Below are 13,099 nucleotides of genomic sequence, written 5' to 3' on the forward strand. Positions count from 1 at the left end.
GAGGATACGGTGGGCGCCCCCAGCTGGGAGACCGCCCGATCCGACCGCCCGTTACCGGTTCGAGACTGAGAGAATCGATGATCATGACGTCCCTCGATGACACCCTCGCCCCTGTCGGCGGCCCCGCGGGCCCGAGCGGGGCGCGGGCGCCGATGTCCCGCGAGGAGTTCACCGCCCACTGCGGCGCGATCCTCCGCAATCTGACCAGCGTGATCGACGGCAAGGACGCCGAGGTCTCGATGGCGCTGACCGTCTTCCTCGCCGGCGGCCATCTGCTGATGGAGGACGTCCCGGGCACCGGCAAGACCGTCCTCGCGAAGTCACTCGCCGCCTCGGTCGGAGGCAGCGTCGCCCGCATCCAGTTCACGCCGGACCTGCTGCCCTCCGACGTCACCGGCGTCTCGGTGTACAACCAGGCGACCAGGGACTTCGAGTTCAAGCCCGGCCCGGTCTTCGCGAACATCCTCATCGGCGACGAGATCAACCGCGCCTCGCCGAAGACGCAGTCGGCCCTGCTCGAGTGCATGGAGGAGCGCCAGGTGTCGGTCGACGGCATCACGCACCTCCTCCCTCGCCCCTTCGCGGTCGTGGCGACGCAGAACCCCGTCGAGATGGAGGGGACCTACAGCCTCCCCGAGGCCCAGCGCGACCGCTTCATGGCCCGGCTCTCGCTCGGCTACCCCGACGAGCGCGCCGAGCTCGAGATGATCCGCACCCGCGACGCGGCCAGCCCGCTCGACGCTCTGCGGCCCGTCGTCACGCGCGACGAGCTCGAGCGGATGATCGACTACGTGCAGTCGGTCTACGTCGCGCCTCCCGTGCAGGAGTACGTGGTCGCGATCATGCAGGCGACGCGCATCGATCCGGAGCTGCGCCTGGGCGGCAGCCCCCGCGCGACGCTGCAGCTCATCGCCGCGGCGAAGTCGCTCGCGGCGATCAACGACCGCGACTTCGTCGTGCCGGACGACATCGACGCGCTCGCGGTGCCCGTCCTCGGCCACCGCCTGCTCCCCGCGACCCGTCTGCCGGGACGCTCCGGATCGGGCGCCTCGCACTCGGTGACCGAGATCGTGCAGCGGATCCTGGCGTCGACGCCCGTGCCCTTCAGCGGCCGTGGCGACTGAGCGCCGCGGCCTCGACGGGCCCTCTCCGCGCATCGGCTCCCTCCCCGCGCTGGGCGGGGTCGCGCTCACGCTCCGCGGCTGGGCCTTCGTCGTGCTCGGCACGGCGGCGATCGTGGCTGCGCCGCTGGTGGACTTCCGCGAGCTGCTGTTCCTGGGGCTCGTGCTCCTCGGACTGCCCTTCGGGGCCGTCGTGTCGCTCGCGGTCTCGACGCCGGCCCTGCAGGTGCAGCGGCGCTTCGAGCCGCGCGTCGTGGCGGTCGGCGACGTCGTGGACGTCGACGTGGTGCTCGAGAACCGCGGCGGGCCGCTGCGCTCGGCCCGCGCCGAGGACCGGCTGACGCGGAGGGACCGCGGGGACGACTCCGGCCGCTCCGTCGCGAGCGGCGGTTTCGGACTGCCTCCCGTGGCGCGCGCTGGGCAGCGGTCGAGCCGGGTCCGCGCCCGGTACCGCCTGCCCGCGGGACGACGCGGGATCCACCGCCTCGGCCCGCTGCGGATCGTGCGCAGCGAGGCCCTCGGGCTGGCGCTGCGCGAGAGCATCGTCGGCTCGGCGCAGCCCTTCGTCGTCACTCCGCGCGCCGTGCCGCTCGAGAGCGACGTGCTCGACGCGTTCGGCGCGGGCGGATCGAGCCCGGTCGCGCATGCGACGGCGGGCTCGGGCACCGACGACGTGATCCCGCGCGACTACCGTCCGGGCGACGCCATGCGCCGGGTGCATTGGCGGGCGAGCGCGCGCTCGGGCGAGCTGATGGTGCGCCAGGACGAGCAGAACACGGATCCGCACGCGTGGATCCTGCTCGAGTCGCGGGCGAGCCGCGTCCTGGACCGGCCCGCCGGTGACGGCCGCCGAGCGCGCGGCGACGGCGAGCGGCTCGAGTGGGCGGTCTCGATGACCGCCTCGCTGGCCGTCCACCTGCTCGACCGCGGATTCGAGACCCACCTCGTCGAGACCGGCGCGGGGCCCGACGTGCAGCACTCGGAGGACGAGCGCGAGGTCGCGCACGACGTGCTGCTGCGGCTCGCGGAGCTCGTGCCGTCCGAGGACTCGGCCGACGCCGCCGCGCGGATCGCCGGCGAGATGCGCGAGGCCGGGGGAGTGCGTCCGGTCTTCGCCGTGCTCACCCGCCTCCGCGAGGAGGACCTGGACGCGCTCTCGTCGCTCGCCTCGCACGCCCGTCCCGCCATCGCGTTCCTCGTCGAGGGGACCGCGGAGGAGGAGGCCGCGCTCTCGTCGCTGGGCTGGTACCCGGTCGCGACGACCGTGCGCACGAGCATCGAGGAGGCCTGGTCCGAGGCCCTCGCGCTGAGGGCGATCGCATGAGCCGGCGCACCGATCGCGACCCGCGGGCCGGCTCCGTCCTGCTCTCGCTCCTGCTCTGGCTCGCCCTCGTCTCGGCGGCGTCGGGCACGGGCCGACTGCTCGAGGGCGTCGGCTGGCTGATCCAGCTGGCCCTCGCCGTCGGACTGGTGCTCGCGGTGCCCGCCGGGGCGCGGGTCCTCCGCGCGCACCCCGTCGTGCCGCCCGTGCTCGGCACGCTCACGGCGGTCGTCGTCCTCACCGCGATGTTCGTCCCCGCGCGCGCACTGCTGTTCCTCCTGCCGACCCCGGCGGCGATCGCCGACGCGCAGACCCTCGCGCAGGCCGGATTCACCTCGATCGCCCAGCAGGGCCTGCCCGCCACCGCCGACAGCGGCATCGCGTTCCTCCTGGTGGGCGGCGTCGTCGTCCTCGCCTGGGCCGCCGACCTCTTCGCCTTCTCGGTGCGGCTGCCCGCGCTGACCGGGCTCTTCCTCCTCGCGCTGCTCGCGGTGCCGGCGATCATCGACCCCTCCGAGGTGTCCTGGCCGAGTCTCGTGCTGACCGCGCTGGCCTACGCGGGGCTGCTCGCCGCGGGATCGCGTCCCGAGCGCCGGGCTCCCGCCCGCCGGCTGTCCGCCGCCTCCGCCCTGCCGTCGGTCGCGGTCGTCGGGGTCGTCGTCGTCTCCGCGGGGTTGCTCGCCGGCTCGGCCTCCGGCTACGTCCGCACTCCGACCTCCTCCGGGGTCTCGGGCACGCTGTTCAACGGGTCGATCGATCCCGTCGTGGCGCTCGGCGACGACCTGCGCCGGCCGAACCCGGTGACGGTGCTGCGCTACTCCACCGACTCCGATCTGCCCGTGTACCTCCGCGTGCTCACGGTCTCGGACTTCGACGGCGAGAACTGGGCGCCGAGCGGCACGGAGGCGACGGCCCCGGTCGAGGAGCCGATCGCTCCCGAGGGCCTCGCCGAGAGCGTGCCGCGCGAGACCGAGCAGGTCGAGGTCGAGGTCGAGACCCTCCGCAGCCAGTGGCTGCCGGTGCCCTACCCCGTGTCCTCGCTCGAGGGCGTCGGGGACGGCTGGCTGCAGGACGTGCAGGACGGCTCGATCCGCGGCGACGCGACCACCCGGGCCGGCGACGAGTACCGGGTCGAGGCGCTGCGCCTCGCGCCCGACCCGCAGCAGCTGCTCGCCGCTCCTGCGCCGGGCGACGCCCTCGAGCGCTACCTGGCCCTCCCCGCCGACGTGCCCGACGTGGTCGGCACCACCGCGGCCGAGGTCACGGCCGAGGCGGGGAACGCCTACGACCGGGCGCGCGCGCTGCAGTCGTTCTTCCGCTCCTCCGAGTTCACCTACTCCGAGGACACCCCGGCCGAGGAGGGCTACGACGGCGACGGCGTGGGCGTCCTCGAGGCGTTCCTCGAGGTGCGCGAGGGCTACTGCGTGCACTTCGCCTCGGCGATGGCGGTCATGGCGCGCGAGCTCGGGATCCCGTCCCGCCTGGCGATCGGCTACCAGCCGGGATCCGTGGTGCCGTCCTCGGGCAGCGACCTGACGGACTACCGACTGCTCTCCTCCGATCTGCACGCCTGGCCCGAGCTGTTCTTCGAGGGCGTCGGCTGGCTGCCCTTCGAGCCCACCCCGAGCCGGGGCGCTCCGGCGTCGTACACGCTGCCCAGCGCGACGTCCTCGGCCGGTGCGACGCCCGGAGCGTCGGCCGGCGCCGCTCCCGAGCAGTCCGAGGAGGAGGAGGCGACGCCGACGCCGACCGCGTCCTCCGCCACGGCGACCCCCGGTGCGGTGGGCTCCTCGACGACGGCGACGGCGCCCGTCGTCACCGCGTGGGTGCTCCTCCTGCTCCTCCTGCTGGTGCCGTGGCTCCTCCGCGTCGTGCAGCGCTCGCTCCGGCGGCGTGCGGCCGCGGCAGGGTCTGCGGAGGCGGCCTGGGCGGAGGTGCTGGCGAGCGCCAGGGACCTCGGTGTGCCGGTCGAGGAGACCGACTCCCCGCGTGCGCAGGAGGCGCTGATGCGCGACGCCCTCGGCGAGGACGCGGCCGCTCGGAACGACCTGTCGCTCCTTCGCGACACGGTCGAGCGGGCGCGCTACGCTCCCGTGCCCGCCTCGGATGCGGCGGGCTGGGCCGCCGGTGCGCGGGTGGTGCGGGCGCTGCGGACCGCGGCGGGCACTCCGCGCCGCACGTTCGCCGCGGGGCTCCCGCGGTCGGCGCTCGGCGTGTTCTCCCGCGTCGGACGTCCGAGCACCGACCTATGATCGACGGGTGATCCCGGACCCCCTCGACGCCTCCCTCGCGCCGGTGATCGGCCCGCGCACGGCCACCGCGGTCGAGAAGGCGTTCGGCTACAGCACCGTCGGCGAACTGCTCGGGCACTACCCGCGCCGCTACGCGCAGCGCGGCGAGCTCACCGAGCTCTCGCGACTCCCGGTCGGCGAGAGCGTCACGATCGTGGCGGAGGTGCGCGAGGTGCGGGAGCGCCCGATGCGCAACCGCCGCGGCTCGCTCCTGGAGGTCGTCATCTCTGACGGCACGGGCACGCTGTCGCTGACGTTCTTCGGGCAGCCGTGGCGGGCGGCGAAGCTCCGCCGCGGCGTGCGCGGGATCTTCGCGGGGACGGTCTCGATGTTCCGCGAGACGGTGCAGCTCACCCATCCCGACTACCGGCTCTTCGAGGACGAGGAGGCCGCGACCGCCGAGGCCGACAAGGGGTCGGCGCTGGCGAAGGACTGGGCCGAGCGCCCCATCCCGATCTACCCGGCGACGAGCGCGATCTCGAGCTGGCAGCTGCAGGCCGCGATCGGCGTGATCCTCGACGGTCTGCGTGACGTGCCCGATCCGATGCCGGAGTCGGTGCGCGCGAGTCGCTCGCTGATGCCGCTCGGCGAGGCGCTCGAGCTGATCCACCGCCCCGCGCGCGAGGGCGAGGAGAGGCGGGCGCGCGAGACGCTGCGGTTCCACGAGGCGTTCCTCCTGCAGCTCGCGCTCCTCGAGCGCCGGGCCGCCGCGAGGGCGACCCCCGCCACCCCTCGCGTGCCCGGGCCGGGAGGCTGGCTCGAGCGCTTCGACGCGGCGCTGCCGTTCTCGCTCACGGGCGACCAGCGCTCGGTCGGCGCCGAGATCGCCGCCGACCTCGCGGGCGAGAGCCCGATGTCGCGACTCGTGCAGGGCGAGGTGGGCTCGGGGAAGACCCTCGTGGCGCTGCGGGCGATGCTCGCGGCCGCCGAGAGCGGCGGGCAGGCCGCGCTGCTCGCGCCGACCGAGGTGCTCGCCGGGCAGCACCTGCGCTCGATCGTGCGGACGCTCGGGCCCGAGCTGTCCACCGCGCTCGTGCCGACCCTCCTGACAGGCGGTCTCGGAGCGGCGGAGCGGCGCGCAGCGCTCCTGCGGATCGTCTCGGGCACGGCGAAGATCGTCGTCGGCACGCACGCGCTCCTGGGCGACAAGGTCTCGTTCTACGACCTGGCCCTCGTCGTGATCGACGAGCAGCACCGGTTCGGAGTGGACCAGCGCGACGCTCTGCGGCGCAAGGGGGCGCAGCCGCCGCACGTGCTCGTGCTCACGGCCACGCCCATCCCGCGCACGGTCGCGATGACGGTCTTCGGCGATCTCGACACGTCCACGATCCGCGAGCTGCCGGCGGGGCGCCCGGGCATCACGAGTCACGTCGTCCCGCTCACCGACAAGCCCGGCCTGATCGCCCGGGCGTGGGAGCGCGCCGAGGAGGAGATCCGGCAGGGCCACCAGGTGTACCTCGTCTGCCCGGCCATCGAGCCCGGCGAGGTCGCGGAGGGCGCCGCGGCGACGGCTCCCGAGGAGGCTGCCACCCCGCTGTCGACGGTCGCGCAGACGCTCGAGGGCGTGCGGTCGCACGCCCTGCTCAAGCACCGCCGCTCGGCCGCCCTGCACGGCCGGATGAGCGCGGAGGAGAAGGACGCGGTCATGCGCTCCTTCGCCGCGGGCGAGATCGACGTGCTCGTCTCGACGACCGTGATCGAGGTGGGCGTCGACGTGCCCAACGCGTCGATGATGATCGTGCTGGACGCCGAGCGCTTCGGAGTCTCGCAGCTGCACCAGCTGCGGGGGCGCATCGGGCGCGGAGGCGTGCCGGGGGTGTGCCTCTTCGTCACGGCGGCGGAGGCGGGCACCACGGCCCGCGAGCGCGTCGAGGCCGTCGCCGCGACGCTCGACGGCTTCGAGCTCGCCGAGGTCGATCTCGAGCTGCGGCGGGAGGGCGATGTGCTGGGCGACTCGCAGTCCGGCGGCCGCTCCTCCCTCCGCCTGCTGCGCGTCGTGCAGGACGCGCACCTGATCGTCGAGGCCCGCGCCCTCGCCGAGCGGCTGCTCGAGGACGACCCCTCGCTCTCGGCGCACGACCGGCTCCGCGCGGCGCTCGAGCGGCGCGTGCAGGACCGGGATCGCGAGTTCCTCGCGAAGAGCTGAACCCGGACGGGTGGCACCCGCTCCCGGGAGGGTGCCGGAGTCGGCCGGTACGCTGTCGGCATGGCCCGCATCGCCGTCGTCCCCGGCTCGTTCGACCCCGTCACCCTCGGCCACCTCGACGTCATCGAGCGCGCCGCCCGACTGGTCGACGAGCTGCACGTCGTGGTCGTCCACAACCCGTCGAAGACCGCGCTGCTGCCCATCGCCCAGCGCGTCGCCCTGATCGAGCAGTCGATCCGGGAAGCGGGGATCGAGGGCTCGATCGTCGTCGCGTCGTGGAGCATGGGGCTGCTGGTCGACTACTGCGTCGACGTCGGCGCCAGCATCCTGGTGAAGGGCATCCGCTCGCAGGTCGACGTGGCCTACGAGACGCCGATGGCGATCGTGAACCGCAACCTCGCGCACGTCGAGACGGTGTTCCTCCTGCCCGACCCGGCGCACGCGCACGTCTCCTCCTCCCTCGTCCGGCAGGTGTCCTCGCTCGGAGGCGACGTCTCTCCCTACGTGCCCCCGGCGGTCGCGGCGTACCTCTCGGCCTGAGCGCCTCGGCGGGCGAGCGCCCCGGGGCGGGGGAGAATGGAGCGATGAGTGCGACACGCGTCCAGGCCTGGGCCCTCGACGGGATCCCCGAGGTCTCGCCCGGTGACGACCTGCTCGAGCTGATCCTCGCGGCCGTCGCCGGCGCCGCCGAGGACGACCGCCCGCGGGGCGGAGACGTGCTCGTCGTCACGAGCAAGATCGTCTCGAAGGCCGAGGGTCGCGCCGTCGCCGCCGAGGACCGCGAGGAGGCGATCACCGCCGAGACCGTGCGCGTCGTCGCCACCCGCGCTCACGCGCACGGCGTCACCCGCATCGTCGAGAACCGGCTGGGCATCGTGCAGGCGGCCGCCGGCGTCGACGCCAGCAACGTCGCCGAGGGCACCGTGCTGCTGCTCCCCGTGGATCCCGACGCCTCGGCGCGGGCTCTGTGCGCGGGCCTCCGCGAGCGTCTCGGAGTCGAGGTCGGCGTCGTCGTCAGCGACACCCTCGGCCGCGCGTGGCGGGTCGGGCAGACCGACGCCGCGATCGGCGCGGCGGGTCTGCACGTCATCGACGACCTGCGCGGTGCCGTCGATGCGCTCGGCCGCACTCTGGGGGTCACGATGCCCGCCGTCGCGGACGAGATCGCGGCGCTGGGCGACCTCGTGAAGGGCAAGTCGAGCGGTCGCCCGGTGGCGGTCGTGCGGGGGCTCGGGCGCTACGTGACCGGGCTGGACGCTCCGGGAGCCCGGAGTCTCACCCGGACCGGGCCGGAGGACATGTTCCGCCTCGGCGCCGACGAGGCCTACGCCGAGGGTCGGGCGGCGGCTCGCGCGGAGCTCGGGGCGGCTCCGGAGTGACCGGCCGCTGGAGCGCCGTCGTGGTCTTCAAGGGCCGCGGCACATCCAAGACCCGCCTCGAGCTCGAGGGGAGGGCCGCGCTCGCGGAGGCGTTCCTGCTCGACACGCTCGCCGCCGTCGCCGCCGCGGACCGCGTCGGAACGATCGTGCTCGTCACCTCGGACGAGGCCGCCGCCTCGCTCGCCCGGCACGAGACACCCGGGCTCGTCGTCGTGCCCGATCCCGGCGCGCTGAACCCGGCGGTGACGGCCGGGATCGAGGCCGCCCTCCTCCTGGACCCGACCGCGCCCGTCGTCGCCCTGACCGGCGACCTTCCGGCGCTCGTTCCCGCTGCGCTCGACGGGGTGCTCGCGGCGGCCGCACCGCTGCCCGCCGTCGTCGCGGACCGCGCGGGAACCGGCACCACGGCGCTCCTGGTCGGGTCGGTGGAGCGCGTCGACCCGGCCTTCGGACCCGGATCCCTCGCCCGTCACCGATCGGCGGGCTGCCGCGTGATCGACGTCCCCGTCGGGTCGACCCTGCGCCTCGACGTCGACACGGTCGAGGACCTGAGGGACGCGGAGGCGGCCGGAGTCGGCCGCCGAACCGCGCTCGTGCTCGCCGCGGCGGCCTGAGCTCAGTCGGCGAGCAGTCCCCGCTCGAAGGCGTCCGTGAGCTCGCGGTCGAGGCGCAGCCCGACTCCGTCGACCGAGCGGATCGGGACGGCGCGGCGGGTGCTCGAGACGAGCCACGCGGAGTCGGCATCCCCGAGGGCCGCGGCGGGCAGCTCCCGTCGCGAGGTCTCGAGTCCACGGCCGGCGCCGATCGCCAGGATCCGGGCGACCGTCGTGCCGTCGAGGATGCCGGAGCCCGCGGAGGGCGTCAGCAGCGCACCCTCGGAGAGGAGCACGAGGCTCGACGTGGCCCCCTCCAGGAGCAGGCCGTCGCTCGTGCGCCAGACGACGTCGTCGGCTCCGCGGCGGTGCGCCTCGCGCAGGGCTGCCCGGGTGACCGCGCCCGAGGTCGACTTGACGCCGCCGAGGAGCCACGGAGCCGCCTCCTGCGCTCCGCTCGCGTAGCCGCGGTCGAGCACGACGACCGCGACCCCGTCGCGCCGGAGGGCGCTCGTGTCGGCGGTGGGCTCGGCGCGCACCGTGCAGCGGGCGGCGGAGGCGCGGTGGCCGGCGACCAGGCGCACCGACAGATCGTCGACGGCGTCGTGCTCGGCGACCGCGAGCGCCACCGCCGCCTCCCAGGCCGCCCGGGGCGGCAGGGCGAGGTCCACGGCCGCCGCGGAGGCCTCGAGTCGGCTCAGGTGCTCGTCGAGACCGTGCGGGCGGCCCCGGATGACCGCGAGGGTCTCGAAGACGCCGTCGCCGCGCAGGTAGCCGGGCTCGTCGACCGCGACGAGTCCGCTCGAGGGATCGCGCAGGACGGCGGTGCCGGAGTCGTCGATCTCGACGAGGACGGGGGAGGTCATGCCCCCATCCTGGTCCGCGCGACTGGTCAGCGCCCGGCGAGTCCCGCGCGGACGTCCTCGGGGGAGGAGAGCTCGCGGTGGCGCTCCTCGGGGCGGACGCCGGCGCTCACGAGCACGTCCGCGGCGGCGAGCGAGGAGATGTCGAGCCCGGTGAGGGCGCCGATCTCGGCGACCGGCACCTGGAACGTCCTGAACGCCCCGAGGCCGACGACCGCGCTCTCGCGCACCGTCTCGACGAGCTCCGACTGGTCGAGCAGGTACGCGCTCGTCGCGAGGCTCTCGCCGTCCGGGCTCCAGGCCGCGATCTTCCAGAACCGGCGCGGGACGCCGACACCGCGGTAGACCGGATCGCCGTCGGCCAGCACGGGACCGGTGAACACGCTCAGGCGCGACCGCGAGGTCTGCGCGTACTCGAGGACGAAGTCCTCGAGCCCCAGCCACAGCTCCTTCGACTGGTTGAAACCGCTCGCCTGCGGGGCCGCGTTCGTGTAGCAGAAGCTGTCGTAGTTGGCCGTGCGGGCCTCGGCCGGCGCGCCCCACACGGGGTCGCGGCGACGGACGAGGTGCCCGCGGTCGAGGTCGTTGCGGGCGTAGACCTCGGGACCGGTCTGCTCCGACTCGGGCACCCTCTCGTCGAGGTGCCAGTCGTCGCCGCGCCCGAGGTCGAGCAGCGCCACCCCGTCGATGTTCACCGCGGTCGAGAGCGCGAGGCGCCGCACCGGATCCAGCAGGACCTCGAAGTGCGTGTACGCCAGCACGCGGACCGGGCGGTCGGCCGCGGGAGCCGGCGCCACGAGCGGCGCACCGAGGAACGCCGGGTCGAATCCGGTGCTCATTCGTCGACGTCCGGGGTCGCGGTCGCCGTCGGGACCGCGGTGGCCGTGGCGGTGGGCTCCGGTACCGGCGTCTCGGTCGCGGGCGGCGCCGTCGCGGTGGCGGTCGGCGCCGGTTCCTGCGTCTCGGGCGCCGGGGCGGGCACCTGGGATCCGTTGCTGATCAGGAGCGTGATGCTCGAGTAGCGCGCGATGGCGGTGCCCGACGCGGGGTCCGTTCCGGCGACCGTGCCGGCGGGAGCGGCCGAGTCGACGGTGGCGCCCTCCTCCACGTCGAAGCCGAGGTCCTCGAGGACCTCCGTCGCGGAGTCGACCGATCGGCCCGTCACGTTCGGGATGGTCACCTGGCGGCCGTTCAGCAGGGCCGAGCTCGGGTCGGCGAAGTCGTCGCCGCCGTACTTCTCGTCGGCCCGGGTCATCACCGCGTTCCAGATGTAGTGGCGGAGGTTCGAGGCGTAGGCGCGGTTCCCGGTCTCGGTGCTGCGCACGCGCACCTGGCGCATGGAGGCGTCGCCGGTGATGTTGCCGACCCAGACCACCGTGGCGACCTTCGTCGACGCGCCGTCCATCCAGGTGTGGATCGCGTCGTCGGTCGTGCCGGTCTTGCCGATGTGCTCGATGCCGTCGTCGGGATCGGACGCGGCGGCGGTGCCGCCGGTCACGACGTCCTGCAGCGCGTCGTTCGCCACGGCGGCCAGCTCGGGGGAGAGGGCCTGCGTGCAGGTCGACACGGGCGCCTGCACGGGCGCGCCCGCCGCATCGGTGATGGTGTCGATCGCGATCGCGGTGCAGGCGGCGCCGTTGTTGGCGAAGCCGGCGAAGGCGGTGGCCATCGAGAGCGGGGCGATCTGGTCGGCCGAACCGAGGATCGCGGAGGGGATGTAGTCGAGCTGCGCGCCGGAGGCGGTCTTCACGCCGAACGCGGCGGCCTGATCTCGGATCGCGCACAGGTCGAGCTGCTGGGCCATCGCGACGAACACGGTGTTGATGGAGCGCATCGTGCCCTGCAGCACGCTGAAGGTGCCGGTCTCGTCGTCGTCGTTGCTCACGGGGAACTCGCCGTACCACTCGCCGTCCGGAGCGCAGGACGCGGGGAACTCCTCGAAGGTCCGCTCGCGGCCGTTCACCGTCTCGTAGATGGTGTGACCGTTCGCGATCCACTGCGCGAGCGTGAACACCTTGTAGGTCGATCCGACCTGGAACCCGTTCGAGCCGCCGTACGCCGTGTCGGTGTTGAAGTTGATCGCCGAGAAGTTCTCGCCGTTCACCGAGCCCGCCGCGTCGTAGTCCTTGTTCTGCACCATCGCGAGGATCCGGCCCGTACCGACCTCCATCGAGACGGTCGAGCTGCCGATGTTCACCTCGTCGATCGGGGTCTTCGGCACCCACTCGTTCGTGGCGGCGGTGGCGACGTCCTGCAGGTCGCGGTCGAGGGTGGTGTAGATCTTGTAGCCGCCGCGCTGGAAGTTCGCCAGGCGCGTCGCCTCGTCGGCGCCGAAGGCCGGATCGTTCTGGATGACCCGCGAGACGTAGTCGCAGAAGAAGGCGGCGTTGCCCGCCGTCTGGCAGCCGGTGGGCGTCTCCTTGATCGCGGGCACGACCTCCTCCGCGACCGCGGCGTCGTGGTCGGCCTGCGAGATCTTCCCCTCCTCGAGCATGCGGCCCAGCACGTAGTCGCGGCGGTCCTTGTTCGCGGGGATGTTCTCGGGCACGTCGATGCGGAGCCCGTTGGGGTTGTTGACGGTGGCGATGAGGCTCGCGGACTGCGCGAGCGTGAGCGCGGACGCGGTGGTCGAGAAGTAGTACTCGGCCGCGGCCTGGATGCCGTAGACCTGACCGCCGAAGCCGGCGATGTTGAGGTAGCCCAGCAGGATGTCGTCCTTGCTGTACTTCTTCTCGAGGTCGACGGCGAGCTTCATCTCCTTGAGCTTGCGCGCCGGAGTGGTGGCGGTGGCCTCGTCGTAGGCCGCCTGCGAGGCCGCCGGGTCGCTCAGCGCCTCGGCCTGCTGGATGAGCACGTTCTTCACGTACTGCTGCGTGATCGACGAGCCGCCCTGCAGGTCGCCGCCGATCACGTTGCTCACCACGGCGCGGATGGTGCCCTGCAGGTCCACTCCGCCGTGCTCGTAGAACCGCGGGTCCTCGGTCGCGAGGGCGGCGTCCTTGACGGACTGGGCCACCTGGTCGAAGGCCACCTCCTCGCGGTTCTGCGCGTAGAAGGAGGCGAGGAGCCCGTCGGTGCCGTCGGCGTTCTTCGCGTAGATCTCGGTCTTCTGGGCCAGCTGCCCCAGCTCGAGGTACTCGGGCACCGTCTCGAACAGGCCGATCGGGTTGTTCGAGGCGAGACCGGTGACGGCGAGAGCGGGGGTGACGCCGACCGTGATCAGCAGACCCCCGGCGACGCTCGCCCCGACGATCCCGAGGACGCGGGCGAGCACGCCGCCGCGGGCGGTTCCTTGCGCAGACATGGCTACGAGAGTAGGCGACGAGCCTGAGGAGCGCTCGCCGGAGCGCCCGGGAGTAGCGTGAGCGGATGAGCCGGACCCGCA

At 73.9% G+C, this 13,099-nt stretch carries 10 protein-coding genes; 7 read left to right on the forward strand and 3 right to left on the reverse strand.

Features of this window, described 5'->3' with window-relative positions; all coding sequences use genetic code 11:
- The first annotated feature begins 152 nt into the window (after nucleotides 1–152).
- Genes ASF46_RS06880 through cofC form a run of 7 tightly spaced genes read left to right on the forward strand, consistent with a single transcriptional unit; the run spans nucleotide 153 to nucleotide 8,872 of the window.
- Nucleotides 153–1,124 carry an AAA family ATPase gene (locus ASF46_RS06880; RefSeq protein ID WP_055793230.1) on the forward strand — a complete coding sequence of 324 codons (972 nt, stop codon included), beginning with the start codon at nucleotides 153–155 and terminating at the stop codon, nucleotides 1,122–1,124.
- On the forward strand, nucleotides 1,114–2,445 hold the full coding sequence (locus ASF46_RS06885; RefSeq protein ID WP_056866899.1) for a DUF58 domain-containing protein: 1,332 nt from the start codon (nucleotides 1,114–1,116) through the stop codon (nucleotides 2,443–2,445). The genes ASF46_RS06880 and ASF46_RS06885 overlap by 11 nt, the downstream gene beginning before the upstream one ends.
- Nucleotides 2,442–4,694, forward strand: coding sequence for a DUF3488 and transglutaminase-like domain-containing protein (locus ASF46_RS19700; RefSeq protein ID WP_056866900.1), 2,253 nt, complete (start codon nucleotides 2,442–2,444; stop codon nucleotides 4,692–4,694). The genes ASF46_RS06885 and ASF46_RS19700 overlap by 4 nt, the downstream gene beginning before the upstream one ends.
- 7 nt (nucleotides 4,695–4,701) lie before the next feature.
- Nucleotides 4,702–6,879, forward strand: a complete 2,178-nt coding sequence (locus tag ASF46_RS06895) for an ATP-dependent DNA helicase RecG (protein ID WP_056866901.1) — start codon at nucleotides 4,702–4,704, stop codon at nucleotides 6,877–6,879.
- Nucleotides 6,880–6,939: 60 nt separating this feature from the next.
- Complete coding sequence (gene coaD, locus ASF46_RS06900; protein WP_055792997.1) at nucleotides 6,940–7,419, forward strand: pantetheine-phosphate adenylyltransferase; 480 nt, start codon at nucleotides 6,940–6,942, stop codon at nucleotides 7,417–7,419.
- A 44-nt stretch (nucleotides 7,420–7,463) separates the two neighbouring features.
- The gene (locus ASF46_RS06905) at nucleotides 7,464–8,258 is read left to right on the forward strand and encodes a coenzyme F420-0:L-glutamate ligase (protein ID WP_056866902.1); all 795 of its coding nucleotides are present in this window, start codon (nucleotides 7,464–7,466) and stop codon (nucleotides 8,256–8,258) included.
- Complete coding sequence (gene cofC / locus ASF46_RS06910) at nucleotides 8,255–8,872, forward strand: 2-phospho-L-lactate guanylyltransferase (RefSeq protein ID WP_056866903.1); 618 nt, start codon at nucleotides 8,255–8,257, stop codon at nucleotides 8,870–8,872. Before ASF46_RS06905 ends, cofC begins: the two co-directional genes overlap by 4 nt.
- A 2-nt stretch (nucleotides 8,873–8,874) precedes the next feature.
- Here cofC and ASF46_RS06915 read toward each other — a convergent pair whose 3' ends face one another.
- Genes ASF46_RS06915 through ASF46_RS06925 form a run of 3 tightly spaced genes read right to left on the reverse strand, consistent with a single transcriptional unit; the run spans nucleotide 8,875 to nucleotide 13,018 of the window.
- Nucleotides 8,875–9,717, reverse strand: coding sequence for an aminotransferase class IV (locus ASF46_RS06915; protein ID WP_056866904.1), 843 nt, complete (start codon nucleotides 9,715–9,717; stop codon nucleotides 8,875–8,877).
- 26 nt (nucleotides 9,718–9,743) lie between these two features.
- A complete protein-coding gene (locus tag ASF46_RS06920; RefSeq protein ID WP_056866905.1) occupies nucleotides 9,744–10,553 on the reverse strand; it encodes a DNA/RNA non-specific endonuclease in 810 nt (269 codons plus the stop codon).
- The gene (locus tag ASF46_RS06925; RefSeq protein WP_082485294.1) at nucleotides 10,550–13,018 is read right to left on the reverse strand and encodes a transglycosylase domain-containing protein; all 2,469 of its coding nucleotides are present in this window, start codon (nucleotides 13,016–13,018) and stop codon (nucleotides 10,550–10,552) included. Before ASF46_RS06925 ends, ASF46_RS06920 begins: the two co-directional genes overlap by 4 nt.
- Nucleotides 13,019–13,099 lie beyond the last annotated feature (81 nt).

The organism is Rathayibacter sp. Leaf296 (genome assembly GCF_001423045.1).
GTDB lineage: Bacteria > Actinomycetota > Actinomycetes > Actinomycetales > Microbacteriaceae > Rathayibacter > Rathayibacter caricis.